This window comes from Vibrio sp. 1F253 (assembly GCF_041439295.1).
In the GTDB taxonomy this organism is placed as follows: domain Bacteria; phylum Pseudomonadota; class Gammaproteobacteria; order Enterobacterales; family Vibrionaceae; genus Vibrio; species Vibrio tasmaniensis_A.
The window spans coordinates 60,887-77,608 of sequence record NZ_JBGONU010000016.1; the positions used below are offsets into that span (position 1 = coordinate 60,887).

Here is a 16,722-nt window from a genome sequence, read left to right on the forward strand (position 1 = left end):
TCATTATCAACTTTTTTGTAGATAGACGAGTTCATGGTCTAACGAATGGCACACTAGCTAAAGAGTTAGTTGTTAACGGATTACTCAGCAAGTTCTCTATCGCTTACTACAATGAAGGTTGAACAGATTATCCATGTCCATAGATGGAACTGAGCAATGCTTAAACAATTATTAGAACAAGCAACTTCAAATAACGCTAAAGCAAGACTGTATGCATTTGAAAATACAGTAGAGTTAACAAATCTGATTCCACCTACTGTTAGCTACGAAAGCGGCGGTAATACACTTGTTATTGGTCCAACTGCGATCATTGAAAGTGCTGCGGCGCAATTACCTCAATTAACGAGCTTAACCTTATTGTCAACTGACGGCGAAAAGGGCACAAACCCAGAACTGTACTTCGCGAATTCGGTTCAAGTATCGGGTTTCCTCGGCACGTTTGAAGTCGTGATTGAGAGTAAAGGCACATCAAGCAACTTGGCAAAAGTGGCGATTAATCACGATTGTTTCGATGTGGTTTTAGACCTTTGTCTGAATAGTTGCATGACTGAAGAAGTACCTGTTCCTGGTTATTACCCAGTAGGGCGAGGCTATCCAAAACTGGCGGAAGCACTGGAAGAGATTCCAACGCTAATGGGCACGTTCGATAAGCCTAAGTTCTTCCGTTTAGACACCGACCTTTGTACGCACAGTTCACGTGGCGTTAAAGGCTGTGAGCGTTGTGTTGATGCTTGTCCTGCTGGCGCACTATCAAGTGAAGGCTCAGACAAGACAGGTCACAAGATCGAGATTAACCCTTACCTATGTCAGGGCGTTGGGACTTGTGCAACAAGCTGTCCTACAGAAGCGATTACCTATGCGCTTCCAAATCCTGACGATACGCAAAAGTTCATTGAACGTACGCTAGCTAACTATGAACATGCAGGCGGTCTGGACCCAATCGTACTTATCTGTAGCTCACGTCATGAAACTTACAACGTGATGGCTCTTAAAGCGCTACCAGATAACGTGATTCCAATCGTTGTTGAAGAATTGCCTTCTATTGGTATTGATACTTGGTTTGCAGCGTTAGTGAATGGCGCAACTCAGGTTCTGTTTGCTGCTTCTCGCTTTATGCCAGAGACGATCATTCGTGTCCTAAATAACGAAGTAGGGAGCGCTCAAGAGTTACTAGACCAAATCGGTGTTCCAAAAGAAACCATCGATATACTGTATTTAGAATCTCTACGTGAAGGTCCTCCAACTCTGTGCGTTGATTCATTCGATCTTGCACTTGGTGATCTTCAAGGCAATAAACGTCAACGCCTATTCACAGCACTTGATGCTATGTCTTCATCTCGAATTCCAGTTGAAAACATTGTTGAGCTTCCTTCGAATGCGCCATATGGCACAGTTTCGTGTGAAAGCAAAGATTGTACTTTGTGTATGAGTTGTGTGGCAGTTTGTCCTACACGTGCTCTTCATACCGATGGCGCGTCTCCATCACTTAAGTTTGTAGAACAAGACTGTATTCAATGTGGTCTGTGTGAAAAAGCGTGTCCTGAAAATGTTCTGACTCTAACGCCTCGTATGAACTGGGTGAAAGAAGAACGTCAAAAGGCTGTTGTGATTCATGAAGAGAAAGCAGCGGAATGTATTCGTTGTCATAAGCCATTCGCACCGCAGTCTATGATTGACATGTTACAAAACAAGTTACGCGGTCACTCTCATTTTTCAGACGAATCAGCAATCAACCGTATTGCGATGTGTGAAGACTGCCGTGTGATAGATATGTTTGATTCGATGGCTCAAGACCCATTGAAACAACTGAAATACTAGGAGTTGGCATTGGAAACGAATTTAGATCAAGAACAGACACTAAGAACTGAAATCTATTTGGTTCTTTCTGCATTGTTTCGTAGCGCACCTTCTGAAGAGGTGATTGATTTTCTAAAGACGCTAGACATTGAAGCGTCTGAGAGCGCAATGCAAAAAGCTTGGATTGCCATTCAACAAGCGGCAACGGAATCAAATCGCGAAGCATTAGAAGACGAATATCAAGACCTGTTCATTGGCATTGGCCGTGGAGAGATTGTTCCATTTGGTTCTTGGCATAGAACTGGCGCCATGATGGAAAAACCACTGGCAGAAATTCGTCATGATTTAGAGCTTTTAGGCATTGAGCGTGATGATCAAGTGAAAGAGCCAGAAGATCATATTGCTGCATTGTGTGAAGTAATGGCGATGCTAACCAATGAAGAAGACGCGCTTCAACAAGCCGTTTTTAATAAGCACCTTGGTCCTTGGTTCAACTCTTTTACGCGTCAGCTTGAAAGTGCAGAAAGTGCGAACTTCTACAAATCAGCAGCTCAGCTGTGTGAAGCATTCCTAACGCTAGAGCAAGTGCGTTTTAGCGTTAATACCAAAAGCAGTAAGCATAAATTAAAGATTGATGTGAAAAACGTCACTGATTACGAGTAATCGAGCAGTACGCGATTATATCGATAGAGGGGCATTAAGCCTCCAAAAAGATCTACCGCAAGGTAAGGAAGCAATGATGAAAGATAATAAAGAAATAAACACAAGCCGTAGGGACTTACTCAAAGGCTTAACAACTGCAGCCGTAGCGGGTGCCGTTGTCGCTGGAACAACGAAGGTGGCAACTGCTTCAGAAACGGTTGAAATGCCGAAAGAAGATGTGAAGAAGACGGGCTATCGTGAAACGCAACATATTCGCGATTACTACGACACACTTTAGGAGATAACGGATGAAACTTGTCAAACGCTCCGATAGTGTGAGCAAAGAAACCAATCAGCTAGGCGTGTCTAGACGTGCCTTCATGAAAAATACTTCATTGGCTGCTGGTGGCGCAGTAGTAGGCGCAAGTCTATTCGCACCGGGCATGATGAAGAAAGCACAGGCTAAACCTGTCGATCCAGAAGCGAAAACAGAAGTGAAACGTACTATCTGTTCTCACTGTTCTGTGGGTTGTGGTATCTACGCTGAAGTTCAAAATGGCGTATGGACAGGTCAAGAACCTGCATTCGATCACCCATTTAATGCTGGTGGACACTGTGCGAAAGGTGCAGCACTGCGTGAGCATGGCCACGGTGAACGTCGTCTTAAGTACCCAATGAAATTGGAAGGCGGTAAGTGGAAGAAGCTTTCTTGGGAACAAGCGATTGAAGAGATCGGTAACAAGGCGCTAGAACTTCGTAAGGAATCTGGCCCTGATTCAGTTTACTTCCTAGGTAGTGCAAAACACAGTAACGAGCAAGCTTACGCATTCCGTAAAATGGCGTCGCTTTGGGGCACGAACAACGTTGACCACCAAGCGCGCATTTGTCACTCAACCACAGTAGCCGGTGTTGCAAACACTTGGGGTTACGGTGCGATGACAAACTCGTTCAATGACATGCACAACTGTAAGTCGATGCTGTTCATTGGTTCGAACCCTGCAGAAGCTCACCCGGTTGCGATGCAACACATCCTAATCGCGAAAGAGAAGAACAACTGTAAGATCGTTGTTGCGGATCCTCGTCGTACGCGTACTGCTGCGAAATCTGATCACTATGTTTCTCTTCGCCCAGGTTCAGACGTTGCGTTTATCTGGGGTGTGTTATGGCATGTCTTTGCTAACAAATGGGAAGACCAAGAATTCATCCGCCAACGTGTATTCGGCATGGACGAGATCCGTGAAGAAGTTGCGAAGTGGAGCCCTGCTGAAGTTGAGCGTGTTACTGGCGTAAGCGAAGAAGACGTTTACCACACAGCAAAACTGCTTTCTGAAAACCGTCCGGGTTGTATCGTTTGGTGTATGGGTGGTACTCAACATACTACAGGTAATAACAACACACGTGCTTACTGTGTACTTGAGCTTGCGCTAGGTAACATCGGTAAATCAGGTGGCGGTGCAAACATTTTCCGTGGTCACGATAACGTACAAGGCGCAACTGACCTTGGCGTACTATCAGACACACTACCGGGTTACTACGGCTTGTCTGAAGGTTCTTGGCGCCATTGGTCTAAAGTTTGGGATATCGACTTTGACTGGGTTAAAGGGCGATTTGACGACAACGCATACGGTGGTCAAAAACCAATGAACAGTGCAGGTATTCCTGTCTCTCGTTGGGTTGATGGCGTACTTGAAGACAAAGACAAGATTCGTCAGCGCGAAAACATCCGTGCCATGTTCTACTGGGGTCACGCGGTGAACTCTCAGACTCGTGGTCCAGAGATGAAGAAGGCGATGCAGAAGCTGGATATGATGGTTATCGTTGACCCATACCCAACAGTTGCAGCAGTAATGAACGATCGTACTGACGGCGTTTACTTGCTTCCAGCAACCACTCAATTTGAAACCTACGGCAGTGTAACGGCATCAAACCGTTCTCTACAGTGGCGCGACAAGGTTGTTGATCCTCTGTTCGAATCTAAGCCTGATCACGAAATCATGTACCTTCTTTCTAAGAAGCTTGGTTTCTCTGATCAACTGTTCAAAAACATCCGTGTTGAGAACAACCAACCATTGATTGAAGACATCACTCGTGAATTCAACAAAGGTATGTGGACGATCGGCTATACAGGTCAAAGCCCAGAACGTTTGAAAGAACACCAACAAAACTGGCACACGTTCCACAAAACAACGCTTGCTGCAGAAGGCGGTCCAGCGAATGGCGAAACTTACGGTCTGCCTTGGCCATGTTGGGGCAACCCAGAAATGAAACACCCAGGGACGCATATCCTTTACGATACATCTAAACCGGTTGCTGAGGGCGGCGGTAACTTCCGTACTCGTTTCGGTGTCGAATTTGAAGGTCAAAGCCTATTGGCTGAAGACAGCTACTCAAAAGGCAGCGAAATCAAAGATGGTTACCCAGAGTTCAGTGACAAACTGCTGAAACAACTGGGGTGGTGGGACGACCTAACAGCAGAAGAAAAAGCCTCTGCTGAAGGCAAAAACTGGAAGACTGACGTTTCTGGTGGCATCCAGCGTGTGGCTATCAAGCACGGTTGTATTCCTTTTGGTAACGCGAAAGCGCGTGCGATTGTTTGGACATTCCCAGACCGCGTACCACTGCACCGTGAACCACTTTACACACCACGTCGTGATCTAGTCGCTGACTACCCAACGTGGGATGACAAGGAAGCAATCTTCCGTGTTCCTACGTTGTACAAATCAATTCAAGACCAAGACAAGTCTGCTGAATACCCAATCATTCTGACTTCTGGTCGTCTGGTTGAGTACGAAGGTGGTGGTGAAGAAACACGTTCAAACCCATGGCTAGCTGAACTTCAACAAGAGATGTTTGTTGAAGTGAACCCGAAAGACGCAAACGACATTGGCTTCAAAGATGGCGATGATGTTTGGGTTGAAGGTGCAGAGAAAGGCCGCATCAAAGTGAAAGCGATGGTTACTCGTCGTGTTAAACCGGGTTTAGCGTTCTTGCCGTTCCACTTCGGTGGTAAGTTTGAAGGTGAAGACTTACGTTCTAAATACCCAGAAGGCTCTGATCCTTACGTTATTGGCGAAGCTGCCAATACAGCAACCACATATGGTTACGACCCTGTCACGTTGATGCAGGAAACGAAAGTAACCCTTTGTAATATTCGTAAAGCGTAAGGAGTCTTAAAATGGCTAGAATGAAATTTCTTTGTGACACCAAACGTTGTATCGAATGTAACGGTTGTGTCACTGCATGTAAGAACGAAAATGATGATGCTCTGGAATGGGGTATTCAACGTCGCCGCGTTGTGACACTGAACGATGGTGAACCGGGTGAAAACTCTATCTCAGTCGCATGTATGCACTGTACTGATGCCCCTTGTATGGCAGTTTGCCCAGCAGACTGTTTTGAACATACAGAAGACGGCATCGTACTTCACAATAAAGATCTATGTATCGGTTGTGGTTACTGCTTGTTTGCTTGTCCGTTTGGCGCACCTCAATTCCCTAAACAGGAAGCCTTTGGTGAGCGCGGTAAAATGGACAAATGTACCTTCTGTGCTGGCGGCCCTGAAACAGAACCGGGTTCTGTGGAAGAGCGTCAGAAGTACGGTGCGAACCGTATTGCTGAAGGCAAGCTACCAATGTGTGCTTCGCTTTGTTCAACAAAAGCGCTGCTTGCAGGTGATGCTGAGCAAGTCTCTGATATCTTCCGTCAGCGTGTAGTAGAACGCGGTGCGAAAGGTGCTGGTTGGACAGACGGCAACGACCTTTCTTACGATGCGATGAAGAGCTAGTTAGGAGAGACATATGCTTACAATGTTTAAGCGTCTCTTCCTTGTTGTGCTGCCGATGTTGGCAGCACTAACAATGCTGTCTCCTTTGAGTCATGCATCTGAGACGAACTCATCACAAACTCAATCGAGCTCTGCTGAAAGAGAAATCACACAACTTGCTGGCGCTGATTTTTGGCGACAAGTAAGAAACGGTGAGGAAGGTTACACCACATCTCAATCGGCTGAGCACGGTGTGTTAATCAGTACGCCCGGGCAAACGTGGTACATATTGAAAGAGAAGTGGATGTCGCCAGCCGGCGCAGTTGCTATCTTTGGCAGTATTGCTTTCGTTACTCTAATGTACGTTGTGATTGGCCCATTAATGCTGAGTGCGCCAAGAACTGGCCGTAAGATCAAGCGTTGGTCTCGACTGGATCGTGCGTTGCACTGGAGCATGGCGTTTACTTTCTTAACGCTCGCGTTCAGTGGTTTGATGTTGGTTTACGGCAAGCACTTTTTGAAGCCGTATATTCCAACTGACCTTTGGGGCTTTATCGTTCTATTGGCGAAGCAATACCACAACTACATCGGCCCGATTTTCTATGTGCTATTGATGGCTGTTCTTATTAAGTGGTGGCGCAAGTCGATCTTCAAAATGGTCGATATTCAGTGGTTCATCAAACTAGGCGGCATGGTAGGGAAACACAAAGGTTCTCATCCATCGGCAGAGTTTTCGAACGCGGGTGAAAAAGCGCTATTTTGGCTGCTTATCGTTATGGGCAGTGTCGCAGCGATCAGTGGCTTGGTGTTAGATTTCCCAATCTTTGGCCAAACACGACGTGATATGGAGCTTTCGAACTTAGTTCACATGCTTGCTGCTCTGATCCTTATCTGTGGTTTTGTGTTCCACATCTATATTGGCTTGTTCGGTATGGAAGGCGCCCTAGAAGGTATGGTAACAGGCGAAGTCGATGAAACCTGGGCTAAAGAACACCATGACCTTTGGTACAAAGAAGTGATGGAACAAGAGAAAAACGGCGTTGAACAAAGCGCTAACGTAGCAACAGAGAAAATGGAAGGGGTGAATAAGAATGAACAAACCTCATAAGGGTATTTGGGTTGCTTACATCCTAAGCTGCTTTACACCATTTACTTGTCTTCTCTCTGGTGTGATTGCCATTATCTACGCGGGCTATCGTTTAGATAAAGGCGAAGACGGCGAAGTAGTGGATACCCATTACTACGGCTTGATTCGCTCGTTCTTCTTGAACCTGACGTTTTTTGTTGTGCTTATCGTTACGGTAGCGACCTCTAACGGCGTGTTGATCGGTGTGAACGATTACTGGTATCAAAACCATATTATCGATGACATCGCTTACTACATTCCATATGTGGGCATGTTATTTGGTGGTGTGGCGATTGTGGTGTGGTTTATTCGTATGTATCAAGGCATGCAGCGTTTAAGTCAAAACCTACCGCAAAACCCGACTACAGGTCCAAACCTTTAAGCGTTTATATGTAAGTCGTTTGGGTTACCAAACTCGATAATAGCTCCTTTGTCGATGAGTTAACTCTAATCAGCGAAAGACATTAAAAGCCCAGTGATTCATTTCACTGGGCTTTTTGTTTTTAAGTCTCCGGAACCGTAAATAGTTGTCAGCCGCTATCTGCATCAGAACATACTTATTGACCGCTTCAATATGGTGCAACTCCCTTATTTGGTGCAATTGTCGTTGTGATTTTTTTGGTTTTTAAGAACCATAAAAGTGCACCTAAATATTTAGACTCTAATAATCAATAAGTTAAAAACAAAATCTGTTGCACGAAAATTACCCTTCACACTTGGAGCACATCTTGCATTCACTGTTGAGTCTTTAATTAATTACAACATTGAATCGCACGATATCAGTGCAAATCAGATAAAGCGAAGGAGAATGCTTTAATGAGTGAAACGGTGACTCAAGTTCATAGTGCAGTACAAACCCTTACCCAAAGTTCAGACACCTTATTCCTATTACTCGGCGCAATCATGGTCTTCCTGATGCATGCTGGCTTTGCGTTTCTCGAAGTCGGTACCGTCCGAAAGAAGAACCAAGTCAACGCGCTGGTTAAGATCCTTTCCGACTTTGGTGTCTCCGCCATCGCTTACTTCTTTATCGGTTATTGGGTCGCTTATGGCGCTCACTTTTTTGCCGACGCTGAAACGCTCTCACAAGGTAATGGATACGAACTGGTTAAGTTCTTCTTCCTAATGACCTTCGCTGCTGCAATTCCTGCGATTGTTTCTGGTGGTATCGCAGAGCGTGCTCGTTTCTATCCAATTTTGATTGCGACACTGTTTACGGTCGGTTTCATCTACCCATTTTTCGAAGGCATCATTTGGAATGGTAATTTTGGCTTCCAAGATTGGTTAGAAGGTCAGTTTGGCTATGGGTTCCATGACTTCGCAGGTTCAGTTGTGGTTCACGGTGTTGGCGGTTGGATTGCATTGGTTGCGGTTTACTTCCTTGGTATGCGTAAAGGTCGCATCCGCGCGGGTAAACACACTAACTTTGCACCATCAAACATTCCATTCTTAGCGTTAGGTTCTTGGATCTTATGTGTAGGTTGGTTTGGCTTTAACGTGATGTCTGCTCAAGCGATAAATGGCATCAGCGGCCTAGTGGCGATGAACTCACTGATGGCAATGGTTGGCGGTATTCTTGCGGCGCTTGTTGCAGGTAAGAATGACCCAGGTTTTATCCATAACGGCCCTTTGGCTGGCTTAGTAGCGATTTGCGCAGGTTCAGACTTAATGCACCCATTAGGCGCGTTAGTGACTGGCGGCGTGGCAGGGGCATTGTTCGTTTACCTGTTCACTTACATGCAAAACAAAACACAGATTGATGATGTATTAGGTGTGTGGCCTCTACATGGCGTATGTGGCGCTTGGGGTGGCATTGCAGCGGGTATCTTCGGCTCGCAAACATTCTGGGGGCTAGGGGGCGTAAGCTTTGCTTCTCAAGTTGTCGGTACACTCGCTGGTATTGCTGTGGCTTTAATTGGCGCATTGATTGTTTATGGCGTGCTAAGCAAACTAACAGGCCTACGATTAAGTGAAGAAGACGAATTCAACGGTGCGGATCTTTCAATCCATAAGATCTCGTCTATTAACGAAGACTAACGTCGTTCACGGTGTGAGTTTAAGCTCATCAAGTAGACATCAGTTAAACAGAACTAAGGCGGCTTCGGTCGCTTTTTTGTTTCTGTGAGAAGCAAATAGAAAGTTTGAGTATGAACGGCAACAACTATCAAGCGAGTTATGTCACAAATAGCCAATGAATTCAGTTGCCTAAGACTATGGTCTAATCCCTAAAACTATTGTTGGAATTTGAACAGTGCTAAGCTGTTACAAAGTGACATATTGAAAAGGACGTTGTATGCATTTCCCATATCGAAATATCGTAATTCTTACTGGCGCTGGCATCTCCGCGGAGTCGGGGATTCAAACATTCCGAGCACAAGACGGATTATGGGAAAACCATAAAATCGAGGATGTTGCGACACCTGAAGGTTTTGCAAAAGATCCTGACCTTGTACAAGCGTTTTACAACAAGCGTCGTCATGGATTACAGAGTGAAAATATCTTTCCAAATTCAGCCCACAAGGCGCTAGGAGAGCTTGAAGATAAGCTCGATGGCAAAGTAACTATCATCACTCAGAACATCGACAACCTGCACGAGAGAGGCGGTAGCAACAACATTATCCACATGCACGGTGAGCTTCTTAAGGCACGTTGTAGCGAGTCAAACCAAGTTCTAGAGCACAAAGACGACATTCATACTGGTGAATTGTGCCATTGTTGCCAGATACCAGCTCAAATGCGCCCTCATATTGTGTGGTTTGGCGAAATGCCATTGAGGATGGGCGACATTTATTCAGCGTTAGAAGAAGCTGATTTGTTCATCTCGATCGGCACGTCAGGTGTGGTTTATCCAGCCGCAGGTTTTGTACATGATGCTAAAATGCATGGAGCACATACGATCGAGATAAACCTCGAACCCAGTGCGGTAGAGAGTGAATTTGAAGAGAAACGTTACGGTAAGGCGAGTATCGAGGTACCTAAGCTAGTCGGTGAGCTATTGCTGTCAGAGAAGGGGTCTCTAACGGCCTGACCATTGTGCCAATAAATTGATTGACCCGCTTAAGGTTGGAACTTGAGAGCTCGTTATCAGCAACATTTATCATTTATCATTTATCAGTGGCAAACTGACATTTATTCAGATGAGGCTCTAGTCATCAGTTTGCCTTGTTGTCTCTATATTCAGGTAATTTGTTTCTAGATTAGGACAAGACGTGCACCAAGAGTTTTGAACAGGTCGTTGAGCTTTTTTCATTTCGTACATCGCCTTATCGGATTCAACCAATGCCTGTTTAAAATTATCTCGGTTGGTCACTTCGATACCGTAAGAAAAACTGATGTTCTCACCATGCAGTAAGTTATTGACTTGGCTGACAAACTCACCACCACGACCGAGTTGAGCCGTTGCAACAAACTCATCACCACCCACTCTAAACACCATTTCATCTTCCAAAGCAGTTTGCCTCAGAGCCTGAGAGAAACGAACAATCATTAAATCTCCAACTTTGTGGCCTTTAAGGTCATTTGTCTCTTTTAGTCCATCTAAGTCGAAGTAAATGAGCTCAAACTCTGCAAGTTTGATCGCGTCAAACTTCTTGCGATTATACAAACCAGTAAGCTCGTCGCGTTTACCTTGGTCTTTGATTTTTCCAGTTAATTCTGTAATGCCGTAAGCGATCAATAGAAATGCGATTTGTAGCAACCCGTCTTCCAAGAAGGTATCTATTAGTTCATTTTGGTCAGCCCACTCATCAAGATGTTTAAGCTCGGTTGATACGTCATAAAACAGGTTAAAAATGAGTAATAGAGCGCCGTAGCGAAGAGCTTTGTGGGGACGAATGGCGTGACGCGCAACATAATAGATGTACATAGTGATCACGAGGGTATTTGTTTCGAAAAACAAATCATAATTTGAATCAATATGAATAAATGAACTCAGGCCAAGCATCAACAGTGACGCTAACAGCATAAAAGTCACAACTAACAGGATAGGGTTTGCTTGCATATGTAATCGCACTTCGTATTGTTTGCTTAATCCTATATAAATTTTGAATAAAAATAAAGCGGCTTACGCCGCTTTATTTAACTTACTAGCAACAATTAAACTTTTGCTAACAAATTAGTTGTCTACTTTAAGTTTTTGAAAGTACTCGTCATAAATAACGCTCGCTTCGCCAACTTCGTCTTGCCAAACACCATTATCCATCACTGATTGTGGCGGGAAAACGTTCTTATCTTCAGAAAATTCTTTCGGAAGAAGAGGGTAAGCAGTTTTAACGGGTGTTGGGTAACCGATCTCAAGAGCAATTTTCGCAGCGTTCTCTGGGCGAAGTAGGAAGTCGATCATCTTATGTGCCGCTTCAGTGTTCTTAGCACCAGCTGGAATCGCTAGGCTATCCATCCAGAAGATAGCGCCTTTCTCTGGCCAGATAATGTCAATCGTTGCGCCTTCTTGACGTGCCATGTAAGCAGAGCCATTCCAAAGCATACCAAGAGACACTTCACCCGCTAGGTAAGGGTTTGCTGGGAAATCTGAGTTAAATACCAATACGTTTGGCATTAGCTTACGAAGTTCTTCGTACGCTTCTTTGATTTCTTCAGGATTAGTCGTGTTTGGAGAGTAACCCAGTTTAGACAGTGCGATATGGAAAACTTCACGAGAGTCATCCATCATCATCAGTTGACCTTCCCACTGTGTATCCCACAGATCGCCCCAGTTTTTAACTGAAGACTTGTCTAGCATATCTGAGTTGATACCAATACCCGTTGCGCCCCAGATGTATGGGATCGAGTAGTTGTTATTTGGGTCAAATGGCTTATCTAAGTAATTTGGATCCAAATCTGCAAAGTGGCTTAGCTTAGTTTTATCAAGCTCTTGAAGCATGCCTTCTTTACGCATCTTAGAAACGAAGTAAGTAGAAGGAACGACCAAGTCGTAACCCGTACCTTGAGTTTTTAACTTAGCGTACATGCTTTCGTTAGACTCATAAGTTGAGTAATAGACTTTAATGCCAGTCTCTTCGGTGAAGTCTTCTAGTACTTCATTTGGAATATATTCAGACCAGTTGTAAAAATACAGTTCTTGGTCAGCTGCGAAAGAGGGTGTAGAAAGTAAAGTAGCAGCACACAATGCGCCGGTATACAGTGTTTTTTTCATTACTGTTCCGTTCATTTGTTTGATTTGGAGCTGGGTATTGAACCCAAAGTAAATGGATTTCTAAAAATCGCGCTAAATTATAGCAGTGATATAACAAAATAGGCAGCCAAAGCTGCCTATTGATTGATATTCTTATTTTTAACGTGTTGATTACCTAACTAGGCTTGTTAAGTAAACCAGTTACTTATTAGCCTCTTTTGACCGGAGCAATTAGATAACAAACTCGCTTACTGACCGGCTTTAAGCTTCATGAAGTAATCTTCGTATTTCACTGTTTTATCGCCAACCGCAGCTTGCCATTCCACACGATCAAGGTCTTCTTGAGATGGGAACAGCGCAGGGCTGTCTTTGAACTTCTCGTTAGACGCTTTAACAGCCGTTAGGTAGCCGGTGTCACGAGAGATTTGCTCAGCAATTTCAGGACGAAGTAGGAAGTCGATCATCTTATGAGCTGCTTCTACGTTTACCGCACCAGAGCTAATCGCGAAGTTATCAACCCAACCGATACCGCCTTCTTTAGGGAAAACCAGTTTGATTGGTAGACCTTCGTTTTGCGCAGCAGCAGCAGAACCGTTCCACAGCATACCAAGACCCACTTCACCAGACATGTAAGGCGCGCCTGGGTTGTCTGAGTTAAATACTAGAACGTTCGGCATTAGCTTACGCAGCTCAGCGTAAGCCTCGTCGATCTCTTTTTCGTTTGTTGTATTACCAGAATAACCTAACTTACGTAGTGCGATGTGGAACACTTCGCGAGTGTCGTCCATCATCATAAGTTGACCTTCAAGCTCCGGCTTCCATAGGTCAGCCCAGCTTTGGAAATCTTCCGGGTCGTACATGTCAGTGTTAACAGCAAGACCTGTGATTGCAACGACGTGTGGAATAGAGTAGTCGTTGCTTGGATCGTACGGCTTATCTAGGTAGTTAGTATCTAGATTCTTGAAGTTGTTCAGCTTAGTTTTGTCGATCTTTTGTAGCATACCTTCGTCACGCATCTTAGATACGAAGTAAGTCGACGGCACAACTAGGTCATAGCCTTTGTTGTGTGTTTTTAGCTTTGCGTACAGGGTTTCGTTCGACTCGTAAGTCGAGTAGATAACCTTGATACCAGTTTCATCAGTGAACTGTTCTAGAATCTCACTGTTGATGTAAGGTCCCCAGTTCATGAATACCAATTCTTTGTTATCTTTTGCAAATGATGGTGCAGATAACATTGAAAGCGCACATGCACTACCAGCTAATAAAGTAGCCCATTTTTTCATTGACGTTAGCTCCAAACTAAACGTTGCCCGAAGGCAGTAGATAGAAAAACAGAATGGCAATTTACCATTCTGTTTATGAATAACACTTTTGTTAAACTTGAATCTTATCAAGTCCGTCTCAGTAAAGAGTAGGAGACTTACTTGATTTTCTCTCTCGCTAACAACTGAGAAATAATCACCAGTATTAACGACACCACTAACATCACTGTTGCTAGGGCGTTGACCTCTGGAGATATACCGACTTTAACCATCGAGTAAATCTTCAGTGGCAAGATTTCGTAAGTTGGACCTGTTACGAAAGAGCTGATGATCACATCGTCCAAAGACAGAGTGAAGCTCAATAACCACCCCGCAGCAACCGCTGGCTTAGCAAGAGGCAGGATGATCTGTTTTAGAATCGTCCACTCACTTGCACCTAAGTCTTTTGCTGCTTCTAGCATCTTCACATCAAAGCCATTCAAGCGGCTGTAGACCGTGACAACAACGAACGGTAAACAGAAAGTAATGTGCGCTGCAAGTAGGGTAAAGAACCCAAGTTGTACACCCATAACCAAGAATAGCGCAAGAAGCGAAATCGCCATTACGATATCTGGTGACATCATCACGATGAACAACATGCCATTGACGATGCCTTTACCTTTAAATTGGTAACGGAATAGGGCAACGGCAGTCAGGCTTCCGACAATCGTTGCGGCAGTCGCTGAGAACACCGCTACGTTGATCGAATGCCACGCAGCCTGCATTAGGCTGTCGTTGTTAATCAGTGCGTCATACCACTTGGTGGTAAAGCCACCCCATTTCATGCCGAATTTATTGGCATTAAATGAGTTTGCAATCAATACGATAATAGGTAGGTATAGAAAAGCGTATACCAACGCCATAAAGCTGAACTTAACTGTGCGACCCATTAGTCTAGCTCCACTTTCTTATTCAATAACTTACCTGCACGGTAGTAGGCATAAAGCATCACAGCCATTGCCACGGTCAGTGCAATACTCGTCGCAGCGCCAAACGGCCAGTCCCGAGCATTGAGTACTTGGCTCTTAATCACGTTACCAATCAGCAGGTTCTTTGCTCCGCCTAATAGGTCAGAGATGTAGAACATACCTAATGCAGGTAATAACACCAATAAACAACCGCCGACAATACCTGGCATAGTCAGTGGTAACACGACTTTCAATAGCGTTTGCAGTTTGTTCGCACCTAAATCTTTAGCCGCTTCTAAATAAGTGTCGTCTAGCTTTTCGATTGCTGAGTACAACGGCAAAATCATGAACGGGAGTAGGATATACACTAAACCGATCATTACTGCCGTTTCTGAATACATAATACGAAGTGGCTTATCGATAATATCTAACGCTAACAAACCTTTGTTCAGAACCCCTTGAGTACCCAGAACCACTTTTAATCCGTAAGTACGAATCAGTGAGTTAGTCCAAAATGGCACAATCACTAAAAACAACATGATTGGACGCCATTTCGCAGGCATTTTTGCCACGATGTAGGCGAACGGGTAACCAATAATTAAACAAAGCAGGGTAGCAACGATTGCCATATAGAAAGAGTGCATCAGCACTTTAAAATACAGCGGATCAGCCAAACGCACATAGTTATCGAGAGTAAAAGTCATCTCAATCAAGTTAGCTTCATCACGAGTTAAGAAACTAGTACCGATGATCATGATGTTTGGAATCATCACGAACAGCACTAACCAACCTGTGATTAAAGCAACAATTGCGTTTTGTAAATTAAACTTCTTGCTCATCTTCTAATACCACTTCCCAGCTCTCAACCCAAGTTACTGCAACTTTTTGGCCCAGTGAGTGATCAACATCAGGGTCATCTTCGTTGAAGAATTCACTAACCATGACACGCATACCCGACTCAAGTTCTACGACTGAATCTAATGTCATGCCTTTATAGGTTCGCTCGACAATGTGACCAACAATACCGCGTTGCTCAGATTCTTTGATTTCTTCGATACGAAGATCTTCAGGGCGAAGCAATACTTGCAGTTTTTGACCCGGTGTTACGTCTTTATCGTGATAGATAATGGACTCTTCACCTTCGATTGTCGCAACAATGCGCTTTTCATCTTGACGAGATTTAGCTGTCGCTTCGAATACGTTAATTTCACCAATGAAACGCGCTACGAATAGGTTCTTAGGCTCTTCGTAGATCTCTCTTGGTGTTCCGTCTTGTTCAATCACGCCATCACGCATAACAATAATGCGGTCGGACATAGAGAGTGCTTCTTCTTGGTCATGCGTTACAAAAATGAACGTGATACCAAGTTGGCGTTGCAGTTGTTTCAGCTCGATTTGCATCTGTTTACGTAGTTTGTAATCAAGAGCAGATAAAGATTCATCCAACAAGAGAACTTTAGGCTTATTAACGACAGCACGAGCGATTGCGATACGTTGCTGTTGGCCACCAGATAGCTGGTGTGGCTTTCGTTGTGCCATTTGCTCTAAGCGCACCATTTTCAAAGCGTCCATTACACGAGGTTCAATCTCGCTGCTTGGAACTTTCTGCATGCGTAAGCCAAATGCCACATTATCGAAAACGGTCATATGCGGGAATAGGGCATAGCTTTGGAAAACAGTGTTTACATGCCTTTGTTCAGCAGGAACTTGGGTTACGTTCTGTCCAGCTAATAGTATTTCACCACTATCCGCCGTTTCAAAACCCGCAATCATTCTTAGCACGGTTGTTTTACCACAACCTGATGGGCCTAAAATCGTGAGAAACTCACCATGATTTACGTTTAAATCCAGATTGCCGATGACTTCCTTACCATCGAAACTTTTACTGATGCCAGTTAGCTGTACTACTGGCTTCCCTACTGATTTTTTAGCGTTCAACGTCTGTTTTTCTCCACCTTGGTTCTATTTGAGACCTGTTGCTATACACCTCTAAGGCGCGCATCATAATCACCAAAAACGTGAATTCAAAGCATTTTTTATCTTTCGAAGACAAA

The 16,722-nt window shown here is 44.3% G+C and carries 15 protein-coding genes; 9 read left to right on the top strand and 6 right to left on the bottom strand.

Going from position 1 to position 16,722, the window contains the following annotated elements; translation table 11 throughout:
* Window positions 1-156: 156 nt before the first annotated feature.
* From ACED28_RS10375 to cobB, 9 genes are all read left to right on the top strand, one after another.
* On the top strand, window positions 157-1,818 hold the full coding sequence (locus ACED28_RS10375; protein WP_371709796.1) for a 4Fe-4S dicluster domain-containing protein: 1,662 nt from the start codon (window positions 157-159) through the stop codon (window positions 1,816-1,818).
* Between the two features lie 9 nt (window positions 1,819-1,827).
* Window positions 1,828-2,460 carry a molecular chaperone gene (locus ACED28_RS10380; protein ID WP_371709797.1) on the top strand — a complete coding sequence of 211 codons (633 nt, stop codon included), beginning with the start codon at window positions 1,828-1,830 and terminating at the stop codon, window positions 2,458-2,460.
* Window positions 2,461-2,536: 76 nt separating this feature from the next.
* Window positions 2,537-2,737: a twin-arginine translocation signal domain-containing protein gene (locus ACED28_RS10385; protein WP_171308287.1), complete on the top strand. Its 201-nt coding sequence runs from the start codon at window positions 2,537-2,539 to the stop codon at window positions 2,735-2,737.
* A gap of 10 nt (window positions 2,738-2,747) precedes the next feature.
* Window positions 2,748-5,603: a molybdopterin-dependent oxidoreductase gene (locus ACED28_RS10390; protein WP_371709798.1), complete on the top strand. Its 2,856-nt coding sequence runs from the start codon at window positions 2,748-2,750 to the stop codon at window positions 5,601-5,603.
* Between the two features lie 11 nt (window positions 5,604-5,614).
* Entirely contained in the window at window positions 5,615-6,223 is a 609-nt protein-coding gene (gene fdh3B, locus ACED28_RS10395; RefSeq protein ID WP_010440854.1) for a formate dehydrogenase FDH3 subunit beta, read from the top strand.
* 13 nt (window positions 6,224-6,236) lie between these two features.
* Entirely contained in the window at window positions 6,237-7,310 is a 1,074-nt protein-coding gene (locus tag ACED28_RS10400) for a formate dehydrogenase subunit gamma (protein WP_135382572.1), read from the top strand.
* Window positions 7,294-7,710 carry a hypothetical protein gene (locus ACED28_RS10405; RefSeq protein WP_010440849.1) on the top strand — a complete coding sequence of 139 codons (417 nt, stop codon included), beginning with the start codon at window positions 7,294-7,296 and terminating at the stop codon, window positions 7,708-7,710. Before ACED28_RS10400 ends, ACED28_RS10405 begins: the two co-directional genes overlap by 17 nt.
* Before the next feature lie 434 nt (window positions 7,711-8,144).
* Window positions 8,145-9,365, top strand: a complete 1,221-nt coding sequence (locus tag ACED28_RS10410; RefSeq protein WP_102431931.1) for an ammonium transporter — start codon at window positions 8,145-8,147, stop codon at window positions 9,363-9,365.
* A 256-nt stretch (window positions 9,366-9,621) separates the two neighbouring features.
* Window positions 9,622-10,356: a Sir2 family NAD+-dependent deacetylase gene (cobB, locus tag ACED28_RS10415; protein WP_017100630.1), complete on the top strand. Its 735-nt coding sequence runs from the start codon at window positions 9,622-9,624 to the stop codon at window positions 10,354-10,356.
* Window positions 10,357-10,473: 117 nt separating this feature from the next.
* Here cobB and ACED28_RS10420 read toward each other — a convergent pair whose 3' ends face one another.
* The 6 genes from ACED28_RS10420 to potA all read right to left on the bottom strand — a co-directional run bounded on the left by ACED28_RS10420 (window position 10,474) and on the right by potA (window position 16,606).
* Window positions 10,474-11,340: a GGDEF domain-containing protein gene (locus ACED28_RS10420; protein ID WP_012603927.1), complete on the bottom strand. Its 867-nt coding sequence runs from the start codon at window positions 11,338-11,340 to the stop codon at window positions 10,474-10,476.
* 102 nt (window positions 11,341-11,442) lie between these two features.
* On the bottom strand, window positions 11,443-12,480 hold the full coding sequence (locus ACED28_RS10425; RefSeq protein ID WP_029222954.1) for an extracellular solute-binding protein: 1,038 nt from the start codon (window positions 12,478-12,480) through the stop codon (window positions 11,443-11,445).
* A 227-nt stretch (window positions 12,481-12,707) separates the two neighbouring features.
* Window positions 12,708-13,742, bottom strand: a complete 1,035-nt coding sequence (locus ACED28_RS10430) for an extracellular solute-binding protein (protein WP_048610987.1) — start codon at window positions 13,740-13,742, stop codon at window positions 12,708-12,710.
* A gap of 137 nt (window positions 13,743-13,879) precedes the next feature.
* Complete coding sequence (potC, locus tag ACED28_RS10435; protein ID WP_004733706.1) at window positions 13,880-14,650, bottom strand: spermidine/putrescine ABC transporter permease PotC; 771 nt, start codon at window positions 14,648-14,650, stop codon at window positions 13,880-13,882.
* The gene (potB, locus tag ACED28_RS10440; protein ID WP_012603924.1) at window positions 14,650-15,507 is read right to left on the bottom strand and encodes a spermidine/putrescine ABC transporter permease PotB; all 858 of its coding nucleotides are present in this window, start codon (window positions 15,505-15,507) and stop codon (window positions 14,650-14,652) included. The genes potC and potB overlap by 1 nt, the downstream gene beginning before the upstream one ends.
* A complete protein-coding gene (gene potA, locus ACED28_RS10445) occupies window positions 15,491-16,606 on the bottom strand; it encodes a spermidine/putrescine ABC transporter ATP-binding protein PotA (protein ID WP_009846720.1) in 1,116 nt (371 codons plus the stop codon). Before potA ends, potB begins: the two co-directional genes overlap by 17 nt.
* Between the last annotated feature and the right edge of the window lie 116 nt (window positions 16,607-16,722).